The 19,076-nt window shown below is 48.2% G+C and carries 13 protein-coding genes and 1 pseudogene; 11 read left to right on the forward strand and 3 right to left on the reverse strand.

Annotated features, from left to right (window positions below; genetic code table 11):
- Positions 1 to 74: 74 nt before the first annotated feature.
- Positions 75 to 1,110, reverse strand: a pseudogene (locus tag SCIP_RS08465) (IS1249 family transposase); the annotation flags it as partial.
- Positions 1,111 to 1,343: 233 nt separating this feature from the next.
- Here SCIP_RS08465 and SCIP_RS08150 point away from each other — a divergent pair.
- From SCIP_RS08150 to SCIP_RS01685, 11 genes are all read left to right on the forward strand, one after another.
- Complete coding sequence (locus tag SCIP_RS08150; RefSeq protein ID WP_006292773.1) at positions 1,344 to 1,694, forward strand: hypothetical protein; 351 nt, start codon at positions 1,344 to 1,346, stop codon at positions 1,692 to 1,694.
- Between the two features lie 20 nt (positions 1,695 to 1,714).
- Positions 1,715 to 1,945 (forward strand): hypothetical protein, encoded by a 231-nt coding sequence (locus tag SCIP_RS01640; RefSeq protein WP_006292774.1) that lies wholly within the window; start codon positions 1,715 to 1,717, stop codon positions 1,943 to 1,945.
- Positions 1,946 to 1,959: 14 nt separating this feature from the next.
- Positions 1,960 to 4,359 carry an AAA family ATPase gene (locus SCIP_RS01645; protein ID WP_006292775.1) on the forward strand — a complete coding sequence of 800 codons (2,400 nt, stop codon included), beginning with the start codon at positions 1,960 to 1,962 and terminating at the stop codon, positions 4,357 to 4,359.
- Positions 4,356 to 5,420 carry a 5-methylcytosine-specific restriction endonuclease system specificity protein McrC gene (gene mcrC, locus SCIP_RS01650; RefSeq protein ID WP_006292776.1) on the forward strand — a complete coding sequence of 355 codons (1,065 nt, stop codon included), beginning with the start codon at positions 4,356 to 4,358 and terminating at the stop codon, positions 5,418 to 5,420. The genes SCIP_RS01645 and mcrC overlap by 4 nt, the downstream gene beginning before the upstream one ends.
- Positions 5,421 to 5,623: 203 nt before the next feature.
- Positions 5,624 to 6,028 carry a hypothetical protein gene (locus tag SCIP_RS07485; protein ID WP_050752360.1) on the forward strand — a complete coding sequence of 135 codons (405 nt, stop codon included), beginning with the start codon at positions 5,624 to 5,626 and terminating at the stop codon, positions 6,026 to 6,028.
- Between the two features lie 55 nt (positions 6,029 to 6,083).
- A complete protein-coding gene (gene argS / locus SCIP_RS01660) occupies positions 6,084 to 7,856 on the forward strand; it encodes an arginine--tRNA ligase (RefSeq protein WP_040590453.1) in 1,773 nt (590 codons plus the stop codon).
- Positions 7,857 to 8,338: 482 nt separating this feature from the next.
- Positions 8,339 to 9,394, forward strand: a complete 1,056-nt coding sequence (locus tag SCIP_RS01665) for an ABC transporter substrate-binding protein (protein ID WP_048349317.1) — start codon at positions 8,339 to 8,341, stop codon at positions 9,392 to 9,394.
- A 7-nt stretch (positions 9,395 to 9,401) separates the two neighbouring features.
- Entirely contained in the window at positions 9,402 to 10,517 is a 1,116-nt protein-coding gene (locus SCIP_RS01670; RefSeq protein ID WP_006292780.1) for a nucleoside hydrolase, read from the forward strand.
- 188 nt (positions 10,518 to 10,705) lie between these two features.
- Positions 10,706 to 13,339, forward strand: coding sequence for an ATP-dependent chaperone ClpB (gene clpB / locus SCIP_RS01675; RefSeq protein WP_040590455.1), 2,634 nt, complete (start codon positions 10,706 to 10,708; stop codon positions 13,337 to 13,339).
- A 117-nt stretch (positions 13,340 to 13,456) separates the two neighbouring features.
- The gene (locus tag SCIP_RS01680) at positions 13,457 to 14,563 is read left to right on the forward strand and encodes an Rgg/GadR/MutR family transcriptional regulator (RefSeq protein ID WP_050752361.1); all 1,107 of its coding nucleotides are present in this window, start codon (positions 13,457 to 13,459) and stop codon (positions 14,561 to 14,563) included.
- 72 nt (positions 14,564 to 14,635) lie between these two features.
- Positions 14,636 to 15,889, forward strand: coding sequence for an MFS transporter (locus SCIP_RS01685; RefSeq protein ID WP_006292783.1), 1,254 nt, complete (start codon positions 14,636 to 14,638; stop codon positions 15,887 to 15,889).
- A 112-nt stretch (positions 15,890 to 16,001) separates the two neighbouring features.
- Here SCIP_RS01685 and SCIP_RS08270 read toward each other — a convergent pair whose 3' ends face one another.
- Together SCIP_RS08270 and SCIP_RS08275 are read right to left on the reverse strand one after the other, a co-directional pair.
- The gene (locus tag SCIP_RS08270; protein WP_006292785.1) at positions 16,002 to 18,521 is read right to left on the reverse strand and encodes an HAD-IC family P-type ATPase; all 2,520 of its coding nucleotides are present in this window, start codon (positions 18,519 to 18,521) and stop codon (positions 16,002 to 16,004) included.
- 33 nt (positions 18,522 to 18,554) lie between these two features.
- Positions 18,555 to 18,926, reverse strand: coding sequence for a cupredoxin domain-containing protein (locus SCIP_RS08275; RefSeq protein ID WP_070097783.1), 372 nt, complete (start codon positions 18,924 to 18,926; stop codon positions 18,555 to 18,557).
- Between the last annotated feature and the right edge of the window lie 150 nt (positions 18,927 to 19,076).

Consider the following 19,076-nt stretch of genomic DNA (forward strand, 5'->3'; position numbering starts at 1 on the left):
AGAATGTGTTGCTGGAATGGGATTCTGTATAGACTATTTATTGTATCTCTCTAGTTAGGGATGGTTGCTAACTATTGTTGATGTGCGTTCAGGGTCTGGTATAAACGTGTGATGGTTTGGTTTGTAGGTATAGTTTCCAGGTATTTTTGAGGGTCGTGAGTAGCGGTGGAATGTGTGGAGCAATACCAAAACACAGTTTTAATCTGGTGTTCAAGACTCATACCCTGATGCGCTCTTAGCAGGTTTCTGAGTTGAGTGTTCACTCCGCCTTCTATCTGGTTATGTGTGGTAATAACACTTTTCTTATGAGTAAACTGGTAGTGGGTTTAAGGTTAGTGAAGGGCCGGTTTTGACGGATGAGTGTGTTACTACTTCTGGCTGTTTTGTGAGAGCGGTATGGGTGTTTTGGTCATACGAGTCGACGTGGGTTTGCTCGTTAAACCAGTCTTTCCAGGTTTCATGCCATGGAGAATATATGGTGACCCATTAATACGCGTGATCTAAGGTTTTTACTGTTAATAGGCTTCTCCCGATATGAAGGAGTTGTTGGCCTGATAGTAAGCGTGGGTGAAGCGTGGCCGCGTTCGTGATGGTCATATACACGTGGAATAGACAGCGTTGGATAGTGGCCGTTGGTCAGGTTATTTTACAGGTTTTTCTAAAACCTAGTCTTCAATCAGAAACAACTGTCACGAGTGGTGCTATACGAAAGAGTAATGCTAAGTATGCTGTGGTTGTTTCGCTACGGGTTACGTACCAGCCAAGAATCTTATCTGTCGTGCACGCAATCAGGATAACAATTTTATGGCTTATAGAGGCACCATCAACGAACACAATATGGTAATGTTCTTTCACTCTGAGTGGTAGACCAGTGCTGCCAGTATTGTCAGAATTTACTGGTATGTCTGCGCCGATCACGTTCTTGAGAAGGCAGCCTCTTGCGAGGGGTAAGACTAAGAATCTGGGCAAGAAACTTAGCAAAATCTTTCAGTGTTGAATCGTACTCATGGGTAAAACTCGCATGACAGTATTGACAGTAATAGCGTTGCGGCTGTTACTCGTTTTCCTGTTTTTCTTGATATTTTTACTGTGACACGTGCTGCCTTGCATTGACCTTATACAGTCTATGAATACATGATTTTTAAACTGTGCCTACCTCGTTGGGAATGCGGGTGTTCGCAGTGTTTCTAGCAACACGTTTTGTCCTATAAGTAAAAAGTAAACCATTATTTAAAACGTGTGTAAAACCAATAAACACAATGGTAAGGACCCTAAAATAACAACACAAAATGTCCTATAAACTAGAAACTTTACATTAAGGGACGCGAAGGAGGCTGATATAGATGGGCGAGAATTCTTCAAACGAAAAAGCAGTAAAAGGACAGAAGGAACGCATTGAAGCCTACGCCGAGAGGCTGGCAGGCCACACGCCTATTCTGTCTGAAAAAGAATATCAGCGCTTCATCATGGAGCGGCTGAAAAAGAATAATGGCTATGTGATCCGTAAGGCGGTAAACTATGACCGTCTCTTTGCCGTTGACCGTGAGATGCTGTTTAAGTTCCTGAATGATACGCAGCTGGACGAGATGACTACTCTCAGGAAGATTTATAAGGATGATTTAGAGGACACGATTATCAGCCTCATCAATACCGAAGAGACACAAAGGCTCGCGGCAGCTTGCTCAATGTATTGAAGCAAGAAGTATAATGCTTTATGTGCTGGCCTACATTAATATCAAGCATCCCGGCGGCGGGTACAATCTGGATGGAAAGATCAAGGCGACGAATTTTGTGCAGATACTTCGACAACATCGGCGATGCGCTTATTGAAGGTCTCGACCAGAATCAGGGCTTCTTCTCTCTGCTTCTTGGAAATGATGAGATTAAGTGGGAGGTGCTTGGCATCTTCGCTGAAGAAATATATGACAGCCTGCGTAAGGATTAAAGGAGGCAGCAGTAATGTTTGACAAATTCCGTCTGAAGGAAGCGCTCGTTGATTACAAGTTGGACTTTGTATCAAACGAGTGGACAGACGAAAAATATAAATGGGAAGCCATCAAGTGCTTTCAGGATAATTGGGATGTGAACGCGGAGGATTTCGCAGGTATGCTGCATCGTTCTCTGGGTAAGACGCTCAATCTGCTTGCATCCATGAATAATTTCCCGCGCCGGATGATTGAGGGATTTGCCAAAACCGCTCCGGAGGAAGTCCGCGCTATGTTCATCGCTCTTTATGACGAGAGCAAGGATGTCTATGACCGTATCAAGGGCTTTAAGGATCAGGCCTCCATCATACTCGAAAAGTACGGTAACGGAGCAGCGCAGCATTATCAGCACGAAAATGCCATCAGCGTTTATTTGTGGCTCCGCTATCCGGACAAGTATTACATCTACAAATACGGTGAGGTTAAGACCGCTGCGGGTGAACTGGGCAGCGACTATACCTTTAAGAAGGGTGCTTACGCGGAGAACATCCGAAACGCCATCAAGTTCTATGATGAGATTTGCGATGAGCTGAAGCTGGATACAGAGCTGGTGAATCTGTTTCGTTCGCAGCTGACAGATACCTGTTATCCCGATCCGGAGCTCAAAACGCTGACGTTGGATGTCGGCTTTTACATCAGCCGGTACTACTCCCAGAAAAGCAGCGATGAGACACCTGTTCTTTCCGGAGAATGGTTCCCAGAAGATTACGAACCCGGCCTGACAGTTGATGACTGGATTACTCTTCTCGGAGATAAGGATGTGTTCACAGAGAACAGTCTGGAGATTGTTCGCCGGATGAAGGATTATGGTGGGTCGGCCACCTGCACACAGCTTGCCATTAAGTACGGTGAGACAAAGAACTTCTATAACAGCGGCTCTGTGGCTCTTGCGAGAAGAATCGTTGAGAAGACCGGCTGCCCAGTTATGGAGCAGAACAATGAAAATGCCCGCTGGTGGACTGTTCTGTATGTCGGCAAGAATGCTAAGGATGAAGAAGGCAGCTACATCTGGAAGCTGAGAGATGAGCTTTCAGAGGCTCTTGATAAGGTCGACCTCTCGCGGGTTCAGCTCTTTGCGGTACCTGAAAGTGGAGACGATGATCGCCATTACTGGTGGCTCAATGCCAATCCGAAAATCTGGAGCTTCTCCAGTATTGCTGTTGGTGAGGTGCAGGATTACACGCTCTATAATGAGAATGGCAATAAACGTAGGATATTCCAGAACTTCCTCGATGCCAGACCGGGCGATATGGTAATTGGGTATGAATCCTATCCGGTCAAGCAAATCGTGGCGCTCGCTAAGATAAGCGCAGAGCAGGACGGCGATAAACTGTATTTTGAGAAAACGGAAGGCCTCACATCACCGATTGATTATCAGACGATCAAGGCCTGCCCGGAGCTGGAAAAGATGGAGTACTTCGTCAATCCGCAGGGCAGCCTATTCAAGCTGACAAAGGGCGAGTTCGATTTCATTATGGACATGATCCGTGAAGAAAATCCTCTCGCACCGGAGAAAGCTATCGATACATACACGAAGGACGATTTCCTTGAAGAAGTGTATATGACTGAAGGCCGGTATGACCAGCTTGTGGCCGTTTTGAGAAACAAGAAGAATATCATTCTTCAAGGTGCTCCCGGTGTTGGTAAGACCTTTGCAGCAAAACGTCTCGCATATTCCATGATGGGAGAAAAGGACGAGAGCCGCATTGAGTTCGTACAATTCCATCAGAACTATTCATACGAGGATTTCATGATGGGTTATAAACCGGTCGAGGATGGTTTTGAACTGAAGAACGGCATCTTCTATCGTTTCTGCCAGAAGGCCGCAAACCAGCCGGACAAGGATTACTTCTTCATCATCGATGAAATCAACCGTGGAAACATAAGTAAGATTTTCGGTGAGCTTCTTATGCTCATCGAGAAAGATTACCGTGGGGTGAAAGCGACGCTGGCATACAACGGACTCCCGTTTGCTGTTCCGGAGAATCTTTACATCATCGGTATGATGAATACGGCAGACCGCAGCCTTGCGATGATCGATTATGCTCTGCGTCGTAGGTTCAGCTTCTTGGAAATGGAGCCGGGATTTGATTCTGACGGATTCATCCAGTACCAGAAGAGCCTGAACAAGGAGACCTTTAATGAATTGGTCGAGAAGATCAAAGAACTGAATAAGAAGATCGCATCGGATAAGTCTCTCGGTAAGGGATTCTGCATCGGACACAGCTATTTCTGCGGGCACGACACCTGCACCGACGAGTGGCTGCACTCCATTGTAGATTTCGATATTCTTCCGATGCTCAGTGAATACTGGTTTGATGATACGGCGGAGCTGCAGCGTTGGGAAAATATCCTTCACGGAGTATTTCAATGACAAAGGATAAGAGCATATTCATCAAGAATATTTACTACATGCTCTCTTACGCCTTCACTACATTGCAGCAGTCGGATGATGATAAGATCGCCACGGAGAAATTTGAGAACATACATAATCTGTTCGCGGCGATTCTCTCAAAAGGAATCGGGCGACAGCTGAAGCAGGGACTTTATCGTGAGTACGTAAACCGTAAAGAAGACCTGCCGGTGATGCGCGGCAAAATCGATATGCTGGGTACCATCAAAAACAAAATCGAGAAGAAGCAGCGTCTTACTTGTGAGTTTGACGAGCTTTCTGAGAACAATCTGCTGAATCAGATCCTGAAGACCACGGTTATGCTGCTTCTGCGGCATACCGAGGTGGATGCCGATTACAAAAATGACCTGAAGAAGGAAATGCTCTTCTTCTCCAATGTAGACGAGATCGAGCCGACTGAAATTAAGTGGTCGTCCATTCGATTTCAGAGGAATAATCAGACATACCGAGTACTCCTTAGCATTTGCCAGCTGGTCATTGAAGGAATGCTCCTGACGACCGACGACGGAGAATACAAGCTGGCGTCCTTTGTTGACGACCAGAGAATGAATCGCCTGTACGAGAAGTTCATTCTGGAATACTACATCAAGGAACATCCGGAGCTGAAGGCCAGCGCCTCGCAGATACCGTGGGCACTGGATGATGGCGAGGCCACACTGCTTCCGGTGATGCAGACCGACATCATGCTTGAGAACCAGTCGGGAGAAAAGGTGCTAATCATTGATGCGAAGTACTATACGCATACGTTGGCCGAGAACCGTTTCAACGCCAGAGTGCTTCACTCGGCAAATCTGTATCAGGTTTTTACCTATGTGAAAAACAAAGATACGGATATGGGCAATGGCGAGCATTCGGTATCCGGCATGCTTCTCTACGCCAAGACAGACGAAGAATTGCAGCCGGACAACAGCTACCAGATGAGCGGCAATAAGATCAGCGTCCGGACACTGGACTTGAATAAAGAGTTCCCGGAAATCGCAAAGCAGCTCGATGACATTGTGGCAGAGCACTTTGTGGTATAGGGAAAGCGCCGAGAGAAGGTGCGTGCCATGTATGAATCCCTGACATCACTCATTCCCGCATTGGCCACAGACAGTTACGGAGAATAGATAATCGATAAAGAAAACGATGGAACACCGGAGATCCTATACAGTGGCCTTTCGTGAACTATGGTGAGGCCGTCCGACTTGCAATGAAGTCTTATACCATCAGATTCAAGAAGAGTATGAATTCTGATTTCTCTAAAGCACTTAGTAGTGTTTTACAGAAAAATATTGTCTGTGGTGATGCTTTGACTCTTACCGATAAGGAAAGGAAAGCAATTGTTTTTCCTGAATGGTCATTTGTGAATGGGAATAAAATTAAACGGCGAGACTACACGTTTGATTCTTTGTTGAATAGTTCAACAGAACAACCGACTTTTGAGACTCAGGAGAATTTGGATTCGGATCCGAATTGTAAGGATATGGCTATTCCAACCCCTATCCGTGAGTACCCTTTGATGGATTTCTTGAGGACAGGCTCAGGATTTGTCTATAGTCAGCACAAATTTTCCCTGGCGCAGAGTATTGATGAGCTTATCTCATCAATTGATGAAATTCATTCACGAGCCGTTTTGAGAAACTTGTAGTTTTTTCTGCACCTGCAAAATTCCGGTGTATGCCGCTAAATATAAACTAACAAGAATGAGCCCAGAAGCACTTGCAGAATTAATTTCACAGATTGCCCATGGCCTGTCAGCACAGGGTCAGGCCGGTACTTTAACAGATAATCTTATTCCTGAGACCAGCAAAATTGTGGTTATGCGTCCCAAAGATCGGACACATGGCGACTGGGCCACTAATATTGCCATGCAGCTGGGTAAAAAAGCGGGAATGGCTCCCCGTGACTTGGCTGCTCTTTTTGCTGACCGGCTGCGGAAGGCTGAAGGAATTGCTTCCGTAGAGGTTGCCGGTCCTGGCTTTATCAATATTGTTCTTGATTCGGCTTCAGCTGCAGCAGTTGTTGACCAGATTCTCAGCCAGGGCAGGAAATTTGGACAGAATGATCATCTAACAGGAAAAACTCTGAACCTGGAATTTGTTTCTGCCAACCCTACCGGCCCTATTCATATTGGTGGAACCCGTTGGGCGGCGATTGGTGATTCCCTGGCCCGGGTTCTAGAGGCTAATGGGGCTACAGTTGTTCGTGAGTATTACTTCAACGATCACGGTGAACAGATCAATCGTTTCGCCCGTTCCCTGGTCGCTGCTGCCCATGGAGAGCCTGCACCTGCTGACGGGTATCAGGGGGAATATATTACTGAAATCGCTGAAGCAGTAACGAGGCAGGCTCAGGCTGATGGGGTTGATATTCTGAATCTTCCTCGGGTTCGTGAAGATGACGGATCTGAAGGCGACAGTCCCCAGCGTGAGGAATTCCGCAACCGGGGAGTCCAGATGATGTTTGATCAGATCAAGAAGACAATGTCTGATTTCCGGGTAAATTTCGATGTTTACTTCCATGAGAACAGTGTGTATGAAGACGGGGAAGTGGACAGGGCTTTCCGCAGGTTGAAAGATCAGGGGGATATCTATCAGAAAGATGGGGCAACCTGGTTTCAATCCACCAAGTACGGGGATGACAAAGACAGGGTCATCATTAAGTCTAATGGCGAGACGGCTTACATCATGGCTGATATTGCCTATTACCTCAATAAGCGGCACCGGGTCAAGAATCCTGCTGATATTGCCATTTACATGTTGGGGGCAGATCATCATGGATATGTCCGCCGTCTCCAGGCCGTTTGTGCAGCTTTTGGCGACAAGCCTGGATACAACATGCAGGTCCTTATTGGTCAGCTGGTCAATGTGGTGAAAGACGGTAAGCCGGTGCGAATGAGCAAGAGGGCTGGTAACGTGGTTACTATGGAGGATCTGGTGGATGCTGTGGGGGTGGATGCAGCCCGCTACTCTCTGGAAAGAACCACCTACAATCAGAACATCGATATTGATTTGGATCTGATGACCAAACATTCCAACGAAAACCCAGTCTATTACGTTCAGTACGCTCATGCCCGGTCCAAGAATGTGGATCGCAATGCACAGGCTGCAGGAATTACCGTCGCCGGGGCAGACTTGAGCCTCTTGGATTCTCCTGCCGATTCTGAGCTTTTGTCTCAGCTGGCCCTATACCCTTCGGTGGTACAGACAGCGGCGGATTTGAACGAGCCTCACCGGATTGCTCATTATCTGGAGGATTTGGCCGGCTCGTATCATCAGTGGTATGCAGCCGAACGGGTGGTTCCCATGAAACTGACTGAGCCTGAACTGGAAGGTTCCGATGCACGTAAGACTCAGCTTGCCAAGGATCCCGATCCGGCCCGATCATCAGCTAGACTGAAGCTTAATGACGCTGCCTGCCAGGTTTTCGAGAATGGCCTGGCTTTGCTGGGAGTTACCGCGCCTGACAAAATGTAGGGGAGGCGGGACCGTTGAGATGGGACCGTTAATCGGTTAATACAGGGTGCAGTCACGTTATGCCTTCATATGTCTGACGCTTGTTTCACAATAAACATGCCTGCCGGTGCGTGGCACCTGTCTGAATTGTAAGGATAATTCAGCTTGGCATCGGGGCGACAAGGATTGTACCTATCGTCTCTGCCAGTCTTTGCCGTCTTCAGGCAACCGCAGCTTAAGGCTAGAGGCGAGGAAGTGGTGCTATGCTTTTTCCCGGCATTGTCAGGCAAGACAGTCATCATGCTCAAGGTATTCCTACTGATAAAGGTATGAATAAACTTACTCATTTTTGGGGCAAAAATCGCCAAGATAAGACCAATATTGCGAATAATAATACATATAGTAATAAAAAAATCGTGAAAAGTTGTGGCAAGAACGGTCATAAGAGCGGCAACAAGAGCAGTAAGGCATGGATCTCTCGCTCCCTGTCTGGTCTCCTGTCAATGGCTGCCGTAGTTGGTCTGACAGCCTGTTCTGCCCCGGGTGCTGCAAGCAAGTCGGATTCTTCTTTGACCAAGGTGACCTTCATGATGTCCTGGGCTCCCGACACCAATCATATTGGCGTTTTTACCGCTCGCGATAAGGGGTATTTTAAGAAGCTGGGACTTGATGTAACTATTTTGGCCACCAGCCAGGCCGGTGCGGAACAGTCAGTTTCCACTGGGGTTGCCGACTTTGCCCTGTCCAATATGTCCAACGTGGCCAATGCCAATATTAAAGACGGTCAACTCTCTCTTCTGATGCAGATCCAGCGCAAGCCATCGGCTATTTGGTGCTCTCTCAAATCCAACAAATCTATAAAATCTCCCAGGGATTTCGATGGCAAAACTTTCGCCACTTTTGGTGGCAATGAATCTGACGCGGTCATTAAGCGTATGATTCAAAAAGATGGGGGAAAGGGTATTTTTGATAAGGTTACGGTAGGAACTTCCACTTTTAACACTTTGTCGACAGGGAAAGCTGATTTTGGTGGTTTCTATGCCACCTGGGAGGGTGTACAGGCTCAAATGTACGGGCCAGCCCTGAATTGCTTCACTGAACCTGATTATGGGATTCCCGGTAATGCCGATGAGTTGGGTATTATCTCCAGCAATTCATATCTGTCTAAACATCCGCAGATAGCTCGAAAATTTATCAAAGCAGTTCAGGAAGGCTATACTTATTCCTATCTTCATCCCGATGATGCTGCTCAGATTCTTGTTTCATCCCCTGAAGGCAGGAGTGCTGGGCTTAAACCCGCCTTTGTCAGACGGAGTATGAAAGTTATTACCCAGGGTCAGTATTGGGGGAGTCCTGCTCAAATCAGAAAGGGATCGTTGACTTTGGGAGCTATTGATTTTAAAGCCGGGCAGAAGTATTTTGATTTTCTCTTTGAGTCTGGTTCTTATGCGGATTCTAAGGGCAGGCCGGTGTCTCATGCCCCTCAGGCCAGCGAGCAGGGAACGGATAAATATCTGACCAGTCAGAAGGATATTCTGGCTGCTTTGGGCATAAAGTGAGGGAATAATGGCCAGTATATTCTTGGACACGACAGCTTCTCCTGCTGGTTCTGTCTCTTCCGGAGCGAAGAAGACACGAATTTTTCTGGACTGTGACACTGGAATTGATGATGCCCTGGCTATTCTTTTTCTGCTAGCGTCTCCACAGGCTGATCTAATTGGGCTTGCCGGGATTTTTGGCAATGTTCAGGCTGACCAGGCAGTCCGCAACAGCCGGCAGCTGCTGGATTTTTTGGGCAGGCAGGATATTCCCGTATATCAAGGGGCTTCTCAGCCTTCTTTCTGGAATGATGATCCCGCCCGTTCTGGCCGGCCGTATTCGGTAAATCCCGGCTGTACCCGCTTCCATGGGGATAATGGCTTGGGAGGGGCTGTTTTGCCTGTCTCCTCTTCTGCTGACATAAACCAGAAGGTGACTGGTGCAGAAGCCATAGCCCAGGCTGTTCGCCGCTATGGCAAGGAAGTAACCATCCTGGCTACCGGTCCCCTGACCGACGTTGATTTAGCTCTGCAATCAGACCCCTCCCTGGCGTCAGACATGAAACTGGTTCTGATGGGTGGGACACTGACTCAGCCGGGCAATTGTTACGATCTGGTTTGTGAGACGAACATCATTAACGATCCCGAGGCTGCCAACCGGGTCTTCCATTCAGGGGCGGATATTACTATGGTTGGTCTAGATGTGACTTATCAATGCTTGATGACTCGCAGCCAGATGAATGCTATTAAGGCCCTGGATACTTCTTTAGCTCAGTTTGTGTATGAAATGACCGATTACTATATATCTGCCAATGAGGCCAGTGATCCTATTTTTGCTCAGGGCAGTCCCCTGCATGACCCTCTGGCAGCAGCTGTGGCTCTTGATCCCAGTCTGATTCGCACCTTTCCTATCAATCTTCGGGTGGAGATTCAAACTGGTGACGGCTACGGTGTTCGGGGAAGGACGATAGGGGATCCAACCATGCTGGGAGCCTTCTTCTCTCAGTCAGCTGATGTACCGACCCATAGTCCCCGGACCAGGGTTGCCCTAGGAGTTGATTCTCGCCGATTTGTTGACTTATGGTATTCTCGTCTGAAATTCATCTGTTCGAGGGATTATCCACAGACTGATCATCGTGCATAATTCATCGAGCATAAGTCATCGGGCACAATCAATAAAAATGGTCAATAAAAGTTGAGTCGAGTTCGCTCAACTTTGGAATAATTCTTTTTGTTTCCTGTTAATTTCATTAGAATGTCTGAAAATACAGACAAGAAGATCAGTACATAAGATCAGTAAAGATATGCGCCATATGTCATAAGGAGATGAGCATGGACGAAAAATTTACTACTCTGGCTCAGGAAGCAATTGGAGATGCCCTACAGACGGCATCGGCTGCCGGAAACCCACAGGTTGAACCAATTCACCTTTTGGATGCCCTCCTGCGTCAGGATGGGGGAGTTGTCAAGGGCCTAATCAAAGAAACCGGGGCTGATCCCCAGGCCATTGGGGGCGATACACGCCGGGCTTTGGTCAATCTGCCAGCAGCCAGCGGATCGTCAACAACCCAGCCCAGTGCCAGCCGTCAGCTGTCAGTGGTCTTGTCTGAAGCAAAGAATCAAATGACCTCCTTGGGGGATGACTATATTTCAACAGAGCACCTGCTGATTGCCCTGGCTATGGGCCAGAATGAAGCTGGCGAAATTCTGCGTACAGCCGGCGCCTCTCCCGAAGAACTGCGGAAGGCGGTGCCCCAGGTGCGCGGCGGCGCTCGCGTGACCAGTCCGGACGCTGAAGGAACATACAAAGCTTTGGAAAAGTATTCCACAGATCTGACTGAACAGGCCAGGGAGGGGAAGCTGGATCCGGTGATAGGCCGTGATGCAGAAATCCGTCGGGTTATTCAGATTCTGTCCCGCAGAACCAAGAATAACCCTGTCCTGATCGGTGAACCCGGAGTAGGAAAGACTGCTGTTGTGGAAGGCCTGGCCCAGCGTGTTGTGGCCGGAGATGTGCCCACTGGTCTGAAGAATAAAAAGATCGTTTCACTGGACATGAGCTCCATGGTGGCTGGCAGCAAATACCGGGGTGAGTTCGAGGAAAGGATGAAGGCAGTTCTGGATGAAATCAAGAAGGCCAATGGCACTATTATTACCTTCATTGATGAAATTCACACCATCGTTGGCGCCGGCGCGACAGAAGGATCTATGGACGCCGGAAACATGCTGAAGCCTATGTTGGCCCGGGGTGAACTTCGTCTGATCGGTGCCACGACCCTAGATGAGTATCGCGAAAACATTGAGAAGGATCCAGCCCTGGAGCGCCGCTTCCAGCAGGTATTTGTGGGTGAACCCAGCGTTGAGGACACGGTGGCGATTCTTCGCGGGCTCAAGCAGCGCTACGAGGCTCACCATAAGGTAACCATTGGGGATGATGCCCTGGTGGCAGCCGCAACCTTGTCTAACCGTTATATTTCAGGCCGTCAGCTGCCTGATAAGGCGATTGATCTGGTGGATGAGGCTGCTGCTCATCTGCGTATGGAGTTGGATTCCGAGCCTGAGGAAATTGATGAACTTCAGCGCCGGGTAACACGCTTGGAAATGGAAGAAATGCAGCTGAAGAAGGCTGAAGACACCGCTTCCAAAGAACGTCTGGAAAAAATACAGTCAGAACTGGCTGATGCCCGGGAAAAACTGGCCGGTCTCAATACCCGGTGGTCTGCCGAAAAGGCTGATCGCAATAAGGTAGGTGACCTAAGGGCTAAGTTGGATTCTTTACGGGTCCAGGCCGATAAGGCAACGCGTGAAGGTAATTTGGAAAGCGCTTCCAAGATTCTTTACGGTGATATTCCTGAGATTCAAAAGCAACTGGCTGCGGCAGAAAATACGGCAAAATCAGCGGGGTCGGAATCTGGCTCAGAATCTGGCTCAGACCATGAGTCTGAGCCCATGGTTCCTGATCATGTAGACGCTGACTCTGTGGCTTCCATAGTCTCCAGCTGGACTGGTATTCCTGTTGGCCGTCTCATGCAGGGGGAGAACGAGAAGCTTCTGACCATGGAAGACCAGCTGAGCAAGCGGGTCGTTGGTCAAAAAGAAGCTGTCAGGGCTGTATCTGATGCCGTTCGCCGTTCCCGGGCAGGAATTTCCGATCCTGACAGGCCTACTGCCAGCTTCCTCTTTCTGGGACCAACCGGAGTGGGAAAGACTGAACTGGCTAAGGCTCTTGCTGATTTTCTCTTCGATGATGAACGGGCAATCGTGCGGATAGATATGAGCGAATACATGGAAAAGGAATCCGTTTCCCGTCTGATTGGAGCCGCTCCTGGTTATATTGGCTACGAGGAAGGAGGCCAGCTGACTGAGGCTGTCCGCCGCCGTCCTTATTCGGTGGTCCTCTTTGACGAAGTGGAAAAGGCTCATCCTGAAGTTTTCGATGTTCTTCTCCAGGTGCTGGATGATGGGCGTCTGACTGATGGTCAGGGCAGAACGGTAGATTTCAAGAACACCATCCTGATTATGACTTCCAATCTGGGTTCTCAGTTCCTAGTGGATATGGATCTGTCCCCAGAGCAGCGCCACAGTGCTGTCATGGATGCGGTTCATGCTCACTTTAAGCCTGAGTTTATTAATCGTCTGGATGATCTGATTATTTTCAATCCCCTCACCCGCCAGGAGCTGGGTTCTATTGTGGATATTCAGGTATCGCGCGTCGCCGCCCGTCTTACCGACCGGCGGATCACCCTCGATGTTACTGACTCTGCCCGCGAATGGCTGGCAGATACCGGCTATGATCCTGCTTACGGAGCCCGTCCCCTGCGCCGCCTGGTTCAAAGCGAGGTAGGCGACCAGCTTGCCCGTATGCTCCTGTCAGGCCAGGTTCATGATGGCGACACGGTTTTGGTAGATCAAACCGGGGGAGAACATCTGGAACTGACGTCCTGGCCGACTGAAAACCTGGTGTAATCGGGCATTTGATCCCTTAGGAAGGCTCGGAACGGTAGAAATAAAATCGCAGATCGCGGAAATCTGCCAATTAAGATTTTCTATTTGCCGTTCCGGGCCTCCATTATTCTGGAGAGTATGATTACTGCGCCCTCCAGTTGGGAACAAGACCACGATAGCTCTGTTCAACCCAAGCCGCCGTCGGCCCAACCTGCTGTGGAGCCGCCCCAACCGCTTGATCGCCAGATTACCAGCCAAAGCCTGGGCCGGGCCTTCAAACAAATTCGCCAATCTCGCCATATCTCTTTGGAAGAGGCAACAGGCGGCCAATTCTCTGCTTCTATGCTGTCTAAATTTGAACGAGGCATCCATGATCTGTCATCAAGCAAACTCCTGGTTGCTCTGACCAATATTCACGCTACCAGCCAGGAACTTTTTTATTTGGCCCGGGGTTTCAAAGACGATGATCTTGCCTCCCTGCAGGGGGAAATCTATGAAGCCATGACTTCCTATCCTTTGAGCTATGAACAGCTGAAAACTCTATACCGCAGAGAGAGGGCTGCGGCCGAAGAATCGCAGCTGAAGCAGTCTTCCTCCCAGATAGGCAGGAAAACCAGTACACAAGAATACGCCTGGCATATGGTGCGGGCGCTGACTATCAAGGCAAATATGCGGGGAGTGAATGAATCTGTTCAAATTTCCAATGATGAGGAGCATTTTCTTCACGATTATCTTTTTCGCATTACTTTTTGGGGCGAGTATGAAATGCGTCTTTTCTCGGTATGCTCCACCCTACTGCCGGTAAATCTGCTGATAGTCTATACCCGGGAAATGCTTAGAAAAAGCGATTATTTCAACGATCTTTCGTCGTATCGAAATATGCTGAAGATTACTCTTCTTAACTGTTATCTTCGCTGTATTGATGACCGGAATTTTGATGCCGCAGGATTCTTTGACAAGAAAATTGCCGCCTACTCCTACACAGAAGATGAGGCTTATCTGAGAACTGTCTATTTGTGGGCTCAGGGCTACGCTGCTTTTGCTCAGGGAAGACGGTCTGAAGGAGAGACAAAGATGAAAAAGGCTCTTGCTGTTTTTGTTTCCTTGAATTGCTCTGTTTCTTCTGCTTACTATCAGAATGGAATGCGCAAACTCCTCAAAAATGAGGATATTTCTGACCCCCGGTGGATACAGACTGTGACCAGTCTCAAAAATGAATATATGGCTAATAAGCAGAATATATGACAGAGAAATATATCTTTATTGAGTATAGGAAAATTTTTCTCAGTCAAAAACAATAATTTTTAGACTGAAGCCATGACACTTATCTTTCGAAATAAACTTTATGGTTTCCTAACCCTGTCCCGCTTTTTCAGCACTATCGGTTCGGCCATGTACAACATCGTTTTCGTGGTCTTCGCTTCCCAGATGAGTCATGCTTCTCTGGCGGTCAGCATAGCCAATGTTGTGGTGGTTATCCCCACAATTTTCACTGTCTTTGTAGGACTTGCAGCAGATCGGACTCAAAAGAAGGCCTGGTGGCTCATTGCTCTTGGCTTCATTCAGGCAGTCATCTTCAGCCTGGTGGCTGTCGCTGTATACGAGACAACCTGGTTTGCCTTTTCTGCTGTCTGTCTGTGCAATGTTATCAGTGATATGCTGACAGATTATACATCAGGCTTGAGGTTACCCATTATCAAGAAGAATATTCCTGAAAAGGATCTGGTTGAGGCCTTTTCCTTCACCACAGTGGTGGCATATGTGTGTGATTATGCGGGTCAGGCTCTGGGCATTGGGATTTTGCACATGTCGAATAATAATTTCTCTTTCGTTGCCCTGATGAATGCTTTTTCTTATGCCCTCGCCTCTCTGGTTATGGTGATAATTCACAGGAATCTGACTCATGACCCCGTTCCTCAGAGTGACAGGAGCATATCCTTGGGAAAACAGGCTCGACGGATGATGACTTATATGCGTCAGATTTTTGATGAGCATGAGTCGATTGGATTTATTCGCCTTCTGGCTGCTGCCTTCCTGGTAAATGGCATGTCCGCTGCTTTTTCTGCCATTTATAATTTGTCTTTACTGAAAAGTCCCATCTTTTCTCTCAGCTACAGCCAATCTTTGGTCGTCGAACAGGGGATACTGGTAGCAGGCATTGTTCTGGGCTCGCTGACTCCACATGATTATTTCTCTCGGCAGTCGCTTACTTTTCTCTTGATTTGCTCCTCTCTGTCTCAATGCGCTGTAGGCTTGGTCAATACTTTGGGTGCTGAGCCCCTGGTCGGAATCGTAATTTACGCTTTTGCCGGCTTTGTTTCAGGGAAAATAAATCCTAAAATGTCATCCCTGCTTATGGCCAGTCTGCCAGCTAATCTTTTAGCTCAATCCAGCAATTTCCTTTCCCTTCTTTTCACTATGGCTATGCCTGTAGGGACTATTATTTTCTCCGCTCTGGCTGCATGGAGTTTTCAGGCTGCTTGGATAGGTTTTACCCTGGGATCTGTGTTGGGGCTTGTACTCTGTCTCAATACCAGGCGCAGAGCCGGAAAGACTCCTGTAGACAGATGAGAAAATGAGAAAACGAAAAGATGAAAAGACGAAAAGATGAAAAGACGAAAAAGTGAGAACAGAACGTTTGCGGTCGTCGATTGCTGGAGGGAAGGGATTGCTGAGGTGGGTCTCAGCTACGATTGGCAAATTTCTGAGGATTCTCTTTGAAGGTTGCCAGGCAATGATCAGAGCAGAAATGATAGGTTTTCCCTTGGTATTCATAGGAAATACTGTCTTTGCCAACAGTCATCCCGCAGACCGGGTCAAGGAAACTATCTGCATCTGCGCTGTCTTGTTCTCCCCGCATGCCGGCTTGCTCTGCATCTGCGCTGTCTTGTTCTCCCCGCATGCCGGCTTGCTCTGCCTGGTGAGTTTCGTCATTGTATAGGTGAGGAAGTGCAGCAGTGGTTTTACCTGTGCTTGCCCGAATCTTTGCTTTTATATCGGCATTAATTTCAGCCTGATTAATATCAGCCTTATTCAGACGATTAGCATTGAGCACCAGGCATACCGATGATAGAGCCATAGCAGCACCCGCAATCATTGGGCTGAGGAGCCAGCCGAAGGCTGGGTAAAGAACGCCTGCAGCCAAAGGGATGCCAATCACGTTATAAGCAAAGGCAAAAAAGAGGTTCTCCGCAATATTATGCATTGTTGCCTTTGACAGGGTAATGGTTTTGACCACTCCAGACAAGTCTCCATTCATGAGGGTAATATCAGCTGACCTCATGGCAATATCAGTGCCGGTTCCCATAGCAAAACCAATATCTGCCTGAGCTAATGCTGGGGCATCATTAATACCATCACCAACCATGGCGACCAGACCGTGTCGATTATTGTCATGATTTCCTTTTCCCAGGACCAATGCTTTCTTGTTGTCCCTCACTTTTTGAATGCTTTCCTCATTTTTATGAGCTGGAATTTGTACCTGAGTCATGGCTGGAGCCTGAGTCATGGTTGGAGCCTGAGTCTGGGCCTGGATCCGTTCAATCCATGCCGCCTTGCCATCCGGTTTAACTCCTGCTATAACAGTATCGATCCCAACTTGCCGTGCTATTTTTTCCGCAGTTTCCGGCTTATCTCCAGAAAGAAGTATAGTCCTGACTCCCATCTGGTGTAGTCGGGCTATGGCTGCTGGCGCAGAAGGCTTAATTTGATCATTGTCGTAGGAAACGCGGCTCGCTAGGCTGGTTTCTGGTGACTCATAATGCGACTCATAATGATTGTCCCCAGCTTGTTCTGTCCGAGTTGTGTCTGTAAGAGTTGTGTCTGCCTGAGTCTGACTCTCCTGAGTCTTTATTTCTTCGTGGGCTATCCCTTTGGTAATCGTCCCCGTCTTATCGAAGACAACTGTGCTAATCCTTCGGGCATTTTGCAGGGCATTTGCCGTTGTAATCAAAATTCCGTTTCTAGCTCCCAAACCCATGCCAACAGTTACTGACAGGGGAGTAGCCAAACCTAAGGCGCAGGGGCAGGCGATAATCAGGACGCTGACCGCGGTGACAATGGCATGAGCCAGCCGCGGCTGGGGACCAAGTGTGAACCATATGACAAAAGTCCAGACCGCAATAAGAAAGACTATTGGCACAAAAATCCGGGAAATCTGATCGGCCAGCTTCTGGACAGGGGCCTTGGTCGCCTGGGCGTGGGAGACCAAATCAATAATCTGGGAGAGGACTGTATCTTTTCCGACCTTATTAACTCTCACGACTAAAGGGGAATCCAAGACCAAAGTCGCGCCAGTCACCTGCTGCCCAACTCCGCGCCTGACTGGTTGTGATTCGCCGGTAATCATGGATTCATCAATAGTGCTGCTGCCGGCCGCCACGATTCCATCGCTGGGAATTGTGTCCCCGCCTTTAACAACAATCAGGTCGCCGACTGCCAGTGAATTGGCATCCACGACTGCAAGATGGCGGGCTGCATCCTTGGAGGTCGTGTCTCCCATGTTGCCCGTGTTGCCCGTTTCTTCAGAGAATCCTTTGCCTCCAAAATTTACCCCAGCATTGGCAGTAGTAGTGTTGACAGCGTCTCCAGCTAGCTTATCTACATCAGGCCGCTGCCAAACCCCTGAGGCAAGCGCCTGATTATCAATCTTTACAGCCGTCTGAGGACGTAAACCTATCAGGGCTTTGACCGCATTCCCCGTGCCTGAGCGCGCACGAGCTTCGAGCAGGCGGCCAACCAGAACCAAGGTAATCACTACGCCGACGGATTCAAAATATGCGGTTCTCGACTGCTGCGGCAAAGCTTCCGGAGCAATGCACACAACCAAACTGTAAAGATAAGCAGCAAAAGCGCCAACAGTAACCAAGGAGTTCATGTCAGGCGACCGATGGACTATAGCCATCCATCCCACCCGGTGGATCGGCCAGCCGCAGTAAAACATAACCGGAGTAATAAGAACAGCCTGCCACCAAGGATTCATTAGCCACATAGGCATCCCGGGTACGAACATTCCAATCATGCCCACCAAAAACACCGGAGTTGTCAGGACTGCACCAATGACGATCAGCCTTTTCAGGTCCTTGATTTCTTTCGCACGTTCCAACTCTTCGTTATTGCCGTTATTGCCGTTATTATCGTTACTATCTATGCTGCTTATGTTATTTTGACTGCTCACGCCCCGTGCACTCCTTATGTTGCTCATAATTACCCAATCTATTGTTTACTTATTAATTGTTTACTTATTAACTTTGAGCATGCCATGGATCATATTCATTCCACAGGCGAAAGGGTATTCTCCAGCTTTCAGTGCCGGCAAGTCGACAGATGTAATTTTGTTCCCAGGTAGGTGGGCGTCAATCCCCAAATCAGAAAAAACTACATGGGAGGTGCATTCTCCGGTTTCACGCCGGTCAAAGACAAGCTGAGTGGGGACCCCTTCTTTTATTTGAATCAGCGCAGGGGAGTAACCACCATTGACCGTTACCTGTGCAACTTGACGATTTCCCTGCATCTGTGCATAACCTGCTTTTCCTGGAGAGAAGAAGTACCACAAAATAAAGGCACTGATGGCCACTGCTGCAGCTATGATCGCAATAGTCTGAATCATAATTCTCCTAACCAATTTATTGCCAGGTGTCTTCCCCGGCAATATTCTTTGTCCCACAGTCATAGACGGCTGTTAAGACTCGTAGTTTCTTGTGATTTTGTGGTTCTTGTAGTTCTTTTGTCCTGCAGTATGGCAAACTGCAATCCAGAC

This window comes from Scardovia inopinata JCM 12537 (assembly GCF_001042695.1).
GTDB lineage: Bacteria > Actinomycetota > Actinomycetes > Actinomycetales > Bifidobacteriaceae > Scardovia > Scardovia inopinata.